Source organism: Laedolimicola ammoniilytica (genome assembly GCF_025567165.1).
Lineage (GTDB): Bacteria > Bacillota > Clostridia > Lachnospirales > Lachnospiraceae > Laedolimicola > Laedolimicola ammoniilytica.
The window spans coordinates 154394-161220 of sequence record NZ_JAOQKC010000008.1; the positions used below are offsets into that span (position 1 = coordinate 154394).

Sequence of the window (6827 nt, forward strand, 5' to 3'; positions counted from 1 at the left end):
AATGAGGACTATTTTTTCTGCTTCGGCTGCGGAGCCAAAGGGGATGTGATCGACCTTGTGGCAAGGCTGTTCAATCTGAGCAGTTATGAAGCAGCGCAAAAGCTGGCTTTGGACTTCGGGCTTGACCCGAAACCGCCCACTGCCGCAGCTATGGTCAAGCCGAAGCGTCCCTATATCCGTCAGTTCCGGGAGGATGAAATGCTGTGCTTCCGGGTGCTGACGGATTATTTGCATCTGTTGGAAGATTGGAAAGTGCGCTATGCTCCCAAGACACCGGAAGATGCTCTGGATGACCGTTTTGTGGAAGCCTGCCAGATGCACTGCCATATCGAATATATGGCAGATGTGCTGACGGTGGGTGATCTGGAAGAACGGGTGGCATTGGTGGACAAGCTGATGCAGGACGGCAAAATTGCTTTTCTGCAAGAGTATACCGCACAAAAGAAAAAGGAGGTGGCGCACCATGGCGAAGAACCGGAAAACGCCTGATATGAACTTGCCCATGTGGTTTGACGGGCAGAACATCAACGAAGCTCTGTTTTGTGAAGAATTTCTGCAAGAGCGCAGGATCATCTTCGCAAACGGAGCTTTTTTCACGCCCGATGGTCGAGTGACGGACGATCTTCCTCTGCGTGGGGAGATTTACGACAAGCTGAAATTCTGTGCCGTAAACAATATCCCCCGGAAGATCACCAACATTCTGGAAGTGCTGAAACTGGAAGCGCAAGTGCCGGACTTTCCACCGGAGCAGGATCGGATTCATTTGTCCAACGGTACGCTGCTATTGAACGGCACATTTACCGAGGGCAGACCGGCTATCGTGCGGAGCCGTTTGCCGGTTGCTTACAATCCCGATGCTACTGCGCCGGTGATCTGGCTGAACTTTCTGGATAGTTTGCTTTACGCCGAGGACATTCCAACTTTGCAGGAGTTTATCGGCTATTGCCTGATTCCCTCCAACAAGGGGCAGCGCATGATGGTGATTAAAGGCAACGGCGGCGAGGGTAAATCTCAAATCGGTGCGGTACTGTCTACCATCTTCGGCACGAATATGAAAGACGGCAGCATCGGCAAGATTTCTGAAAACCGCTTCGCCCGTGCCGATTTGGAACACATTCTCCTGTGCGTGGATGATGATATGCGGATGGAAGCTCTGCGCCAGACCAACTATGTAAAATCCATCGTGACAGCACAAGGCAAGATGGATTTGGAACGTAAAGGCAAGCAGAGTTATCAGGGCTGGATGTTCGCCCGATTGCTGGCATTCAGCAACGGTGATCTGCAAGCCTTGTATGACCGCAGCGACGGATTTTATCGCAGACAGCTTGTGCTGACCACCAAGGAAAAGCAGGTGGACAGAGCTGATGATCCTGATCTTGCAGAGAAGATGAAAGCTGAAGCCGAGGGTATCTTCCTGTGGGCATTTGAAGGCTTGCAGCGGCTTGTTGCCAACAACTTTAAGTTTACGGAGAGTGACCGCATCCGTGAAAATCGGGAAGCGGTCAAGCGTGACAACAACAATATCTTTGATTTCATGGAATCAGAGGGATATATCCGGCGCAAAGCGGATGCGTCCATCAGCTCCAAGGATTTCTATGAAATCTACCGGATGTGGTGCGAGGAAAACTCCCTTGCACCGCTGAAAGCCCGCAGCTTCAGCGACGCCATGATTGCCAATGCCAGAAAATTCAATCTGGAGCATTGCAACAACATCACCAACTCTGCTGGACGGCGGGTTTGGGGATTCATGGGAGTGGAAGCCATTGCACGACCTCATATAAATGGGTTTTACGGAGATTCGCCGTGTACGTACGTACCGGAGGACATTCCGGAGGAATGGCGGCAGGTCGAGTAAATCCCATTGCTGGTACGTATGTACGCAGCAAAAGAGCGTGAAACGCTTGTTATAGAAACAGCACACATCCTCTCGTTCGGGCTGTTTCTATGTCCACATGCTTTTGAAAAAGTGTCTGTGGACACCGGCTGCAAGAGGAAGTTGACACAGAACAGCTTCATGCAGACGGGCTGACCATGGGAAAAGGCGCAGACATTTTCGCCTTGGTCAGCAGAGGTCACCGCAGTGACCGCATTCCCCCTCGGGAGAGCCCTCGGAGAGCCCACGGCACTTTGCAGCCAGTATGGATGAAAGTGTCATAGTGGGTTATTACACTTTGAAAAAGTGCCGTTCTCCAGCCTTCCGCTGTTGCAAATCTCAAAGAAAGGAAAAATCCAATGGCAAGAAATGATGGAATAGACCGTACCGTAGCCAGAAATCAGGACTTGGAAACACCGGCTGATGTGGCGAAGGTACAGGAACACAATGAGCGTGAAAAGGACAGCTACAGCAATCAGGACATCGTGCCGGAACGCACTTCTCTGAACGTCCATTTCAAAGCACCCACGGACGATTATGTAAAAATGTTTGAGCAGATGGAACAAGACGGCGTGATCTCCACCAGAGGTCTGAAACCGGATGCCGTCAAATACGGTGAGTTGGTATTTGATGTGAATTCCGCTTATTTCTACAATCATGGCGGCTATGAATTTGCGAAACAGTTTTATGCCGATGCCTACAAAGCTGCTGCGGAGATCGTAGGTGGTGAGCAGTATATCCTCTCTGCTGTGATGCACGCCGATGAGCGCAACCGAGCAATGTCCGAAGCTTTGGGCGAAGATGTGTACCACTACCACCTTCATGTGGTTTATATCCCGGTGGTGGAAAAGCAGATCCTTTGGTCGAAGCGATGCAAGGATGAAGCCCTCCGGGGAACCGTTAAGGAGGTCATCACACAGGTCAGCCGCAGTAAGAAATGGGAGTCCAAGCCGGTGCTTGGCGAGGACGGAAATCCCATGCTCAACGCAAAAGGGAAAAAGATTTTGAAGTCATCCTACAGTGTGTTGCAGGATGACTTTTTCAATTTCATGCGAGCTGCCGGATATACCGATGTGGAGCGTGGAGAACGTGGAAGCACCGAGGAACATCTGACTGTGACCCAGTTCAAGGTGCAGGCAGAACAGCAGCGGCTGGAAGCTGTGACCGGGCAGGTGGCACAGGCAGAACAGAATTTGGAGGATGCCAAAGCTGCCACAGCAAAACAGAAAAAGAAACTGGAATCTTTGCAAAAGGAAACCAAGGCGGCAAAGACCATTGCGCTGACAGTGCAGGACATTGAAGTAATGGGCAAAAAAGCCACATTCGGAAACAATATCACGCTGACACCGGATGAATGCGACACACTCAAACGCTATGCGGTCAATGGCATTATCGCCAATGCTGACAACAAGCGTCTGAAAGAAAAACTGGCTTCCGCAGAAAAGACGGTTTCCATCTGGAAGCAGCGGTATGAAGCGGTAAACGAAAAATATATGGAACTCAAACAGAAAGCCCAACCCTTTCTGGATGCACTGGAAATCGCATCCGAAAAGGTTCGGGCTTTTATCAATTCTATCCTCATCAGAGGAAAGCAAACACAGGAACACGAACACCCTGCCCGGAAGCGTGGACAGGATATGGAACTTTGATGGAGGAATCGCCTATTGAAGAAATATTATGAGGAAGCGAAATATAATGCGGCATTTGACCGCTGTGTGGATGTTATGAGCCAGATGCTCCAGAAATATGGACATCAGGTTTTGGATAAATTGGAACAGGACGCACCGCAGGGAGTGGAGCATTCCGAGGAAAGTAATCAAGCGCAGCTTCTGACGGATAAGGCTGCATAAAATTTGCAATTTACACGTTGCGTATTCGCTATGGCTATGCTATAATGATTACGCAACGTGTATTTTTTGCTTTTGTGGAGAAAAGACGGATGGATTGTAAAAACAGAATTATAAAGTTGCGTGAAAGCACAGGACTGAATCGGAAAGATTTTTGCAAGCTCGTCCATATTCCTTACCGGACTATGACTGAATGGGAATTGGACAACCGCCATGCACCGGATTATGTGCTGTGGCTTTTGGAGTATTATATCCGCAACGAGGGACTTATGGTAAAAGGAAGGAATGAGGGAGGTGGAGATTCTGAAAAAGAAACAACTTAAATGCTATCTTTATACAAGAGTGTCCACCTCGATGCAGGTTGACGGATACAGCTTGGATGCCCAGCGTGACAAGCTGCGGAAGTATGCGGCATACGAGGATATGATCGTTGCCGGGGAGTATTCTGACGAGGGCTTTTCCGGAAAGAACATTCAAGGGCGGCAGGAGTTTCAACGGATGCTGAATGACATCCAGGACGGCAAAGATGATGTTTCTTATGTGTTGGTCTTTAAGCTGTCCCGATTTGGCAGAAATGCAGCGGACGTTCTGAATTCTTTGCAACTCATGCAGGATTTCGGTGTCAATCTGATCTGCGTGGAGGATGGCATTGACAGCTCCAAGGATGCAGGAAAGCTGATGATCTCTGTGCTGTCTGCGGTGGCAGAGATTGAGCGAGAAAATATCCGCACACAGACAATGGCAGGACGTGAGCAAAAGGCTCGTGAGGGCAAATGGAACGGCGGTTTCGCTCCATATGGATACAAACTGGAAAATGGAAACCTTGTCATTGCAGAGGATGAAGTGGAAGTAATTCGTGTCATTTATGACCGCTACATTCACACTAATGAGGGTGTTGCAGGAGTTGCAAAATATCTGAACCGCAATGGTTATACTAAGAAACTAAGACAGAATAATACCATTCCGGGATTTTCAAGAGATTTTGTGAAAAATGTATTGTACAATCCTGTTTATATGGGAAAGATTGCTTACGGCAGACGAAGAACAGAAAAGAAACAGGGTACAAGAAACGAGATGCACGTGGTTGAGCAGTCGGAGTTCCCGGTTTATGAAGGACAACACGAAGCTATCATTTCCGAAGAGGATTGGTATCTGGCACAGGAAAAGCGCAAGATCAATTCTTTTAAGCGGGAAAAGGTTAACAATCCAGACCACGCACACATCCTGTCCGGTATCTTGAAATGCCCATGCTGCGGAAAGAGTATGTACGGCAATATCGCCAAGGCGCACAGCAAGGACAAGAAAACACGGTATTATTACTACTGCAAAAATACGGTAACACCTACCGGGCATGAGTGCAGTTTCCGTCTGAATATCGAGCAGACGGAAATCAACAAATTTGTGGCGAAGGTTATCTCCGCTATGGTCAACAATCCACGGTTTGTAGAAGCGATTCAGGCGAAAATCGGAACAGCAGTTGATACAGAAGATATGGAACGGCAGATTGCTGTCCTACAAGGGCGGCTAAAGCAAGCCTTTGGAACGAAAAGCCGCTTGGAGCGTCAGATGGATACCTTGGACATCAATGATGCCCACTATGACAGAAAGATTTTGGACTTGCAGCGCCGCTATGATGAGCAGTATGACACCATAGAGGAAATCGAAGTTCAGATTGGCGAATTGCAAAGTCAGATCCGCAGCATCCAGCAGGAGAAGATTTCCGGAGACAATATCTATCGCTTGTTGCTGGCATTTGATGAAGTCTACCATTCCGCAACGGAAGCGGAGCAGAAGGAGTTTATGAAGGCCTTTATCGAGCGAATTGAGATGTTCCCGGAGAAAAGGAAAGACGGAAGCTGGATAAAGAAGATCGTATTCAATTTTCCTGTGCCTGTTGATGGTGAGGAAGTGAAAGAACTTCCCTTGGAAACTGAAACAACTGTCGAGACGGTATGCCTTTTGTCCAAACTTCACACAAAGCAACATATCGAGATTGATCTAAGCATGGATGACCTGGATTTAACGGCTGCGGAGAGCAAGGCTACCTATGACGAGATCAAAGCCTACGTGCTGGAGAAGTACGGTTTGAAGGTGTCCAGCCTGTATATCTCCCAAGTCAAGCGGAAGTGCGGGCTGGATGTGGGACAGAATTATAACCTGCCAAAGAAGGAAGATGCAAAAGTGCCACAGTGCCCGCCGGAAAAGGAAGCAGCAATCATAGAAGCGCTAAAACATTTCCAGATGATTTCGTAAAAGCTGTGGTTTCAAATTAGGGTTTGATTGCACAAAATAGCCAGATCCGTTCTCTACTTATAAAAGTAGTACGGGCCTGGCTATTTATTACACATTCACTATACTGCATCAATTAATTATTGAAAATTCATTGTAATTAGTTGTGATCAGTAGCTGCTAAATATTTGACCCATACAATCACCGCATTGCCATACCGTATTCTTGATCCGCTTTTCCATTTTTTGGTAAACTTCTCTTCCAGTTTAATCCCCATTTCGTCACTTTTCATGGATGGATTGTTCTCAAGCAAAGACTTTGCAAACACAATTGTATCCGATTGTTCAATATTAGCAAATGCTTGGGGGAGGCTACAAATAGTATGGACCTCGTCGCCACTTTTTCTTATTGCACGAGCTGCTACTAAAGCTTCTATCGCATTTCTATAGCCATCTGATTTTAGCTCATTGTAATTTGTTCGCCCAGAATCAATCAAATTGTATGCACAAATCATTTTTTCAGGAGAAGTTTGCCCCCAAAACAGGTTTTGCCCGCCGCTTTGATAACGGCCTCTGCGGTTTCTTGTATCCAAGTTAAATGCAGCAGATTTAGCACTTGGCGCGCTAATTAAATGTGTCTGGCCTTGAACCTCTTCAAACAAACCTAAGCAAACAAACCAATTATACAGTTTGCTACAATATGTTGCCTTTGTTTTACCATTGATGTTGTTATCGGTATAAATCATATGAAATATTTTCGCAAAATGTGAATAATTAAAATATTCAAGTCCCAACTTTTTTACTTTATAGGAAAGACCGCCTCCGGCGCTCTCTTGAACGAAAAAGGCCCGCGCGGAGGCGGGCATGAAAACGGGACGG

Annotated in this window: 7 protein-coding genes; 6 read left to right on the forward strand and 1 reads right to left on the reverse strand. The window is 47.3% G+C overall.

Going from position 1 to position 6827, the window contains the following annotated elements:
- The 6 genes from OCV63_RS07880 to OCV63_RS07905 all read left to right on the forward strand — a co-directional run.
- Positions 1–489, forward strand: a 489-nt coding sequence (locus OCV63_RS07880) for a CHC2 zinc finger domain-containing protein (RefSeq protein ID WP_158363306.1), incomplete at its 5' end; no start/stop codon positions are given.
- On the forward strand, positions 464–1855 hold the full coding sequence (locus tag OCV63_RS07885; protein WP_055270001.1) for a DNA primase family protein: 1392 nt from the start codon (positions 464–466) through the stop codon (positions 1853–1855). The genes OCV63_RS07880 and OCV63_RS07885, both read left to right, overlap by 26 nt.
- Positions 1856–2232: 377 nt before the next feature.
- On the forward strand, positions 2233–3522 hold the full coding sequence (locus OCV63_RS07890) for a plasmid recombination protein (protein WP_055270003.1): 1290 nt from the start codon (positions 2233–2235) through the stop codon (positions 3520–3522).
- Between the two features lie 15 nt (positions 3523–3537).
- On the forward strand, positions 3538–3723 hold the full coding sequence (locus tag OCV63_RS07895) for a hypothetical protein (RefSeq protein WP_021683581.1): 186 nt from the start codon (positions 3538–3540) through the stop codon (positions 3721–3723).
- A gap of 89 nt (positions 3724–3812) precedes the next feature.
- Positions 3813–4043 (forward strand): helix-turn-helix domain-containing protein, encoded by a 231-nt coding sequence (locus OCV63_RS07900; RefSeq protein ID WP_015540908.1) that lies wholly within the window; start codon positions 3813–3815, stop codon positions 4041–4043.
- Entirely contained in the window at positions 4024–5973 is a 1950-nt protein-coding gene (locus OCV63_RS07905) for a recombinase family protein (RefSeq protein ID WP_262670712.1), read from the forward strand. Before OCV63_RS07900 ends, OCV63_RS07905 begins: the two co-directional genes overlap by 20 nt.
- A gap of 136 nt (positions 5974–6109) precedes the next feature.
- On the opposite strand, the gene OCV63_RS07910 is transcribed toward OCV63_RS07905, so the two are convergent.
- A partial coding sequence (locus tag OCV63_RS07910) for a hypothetical protein (protein ID WP_262670709.1) occupies positions 6110–6827 on the reverse strand: 718 nt, incomplete at its 5' end.

Coding starts and splice junctions, on each gene's coding strand:
- OCV63_RS07900 (WP_015540908.1), top strand. CDS start 3,813: ATGGATTGTAAAAACAGAATTATAAAGTTGCGTGAAAGCACAGGACTG.
- OCV63_RS07885 (WP_055270001.1), top strand. CDS start 464: ATGGCGAAGAACCGGAAAACGCCTGATATGAACTTGCCCATGTGGTTT.
- OCV63_RS07890 (WP_055270003.1), top strand. CDS start 2,233: ATGGCAAGAAATGATGGAATAGACCGTACCGTAGCCAGAAATCAGGAC.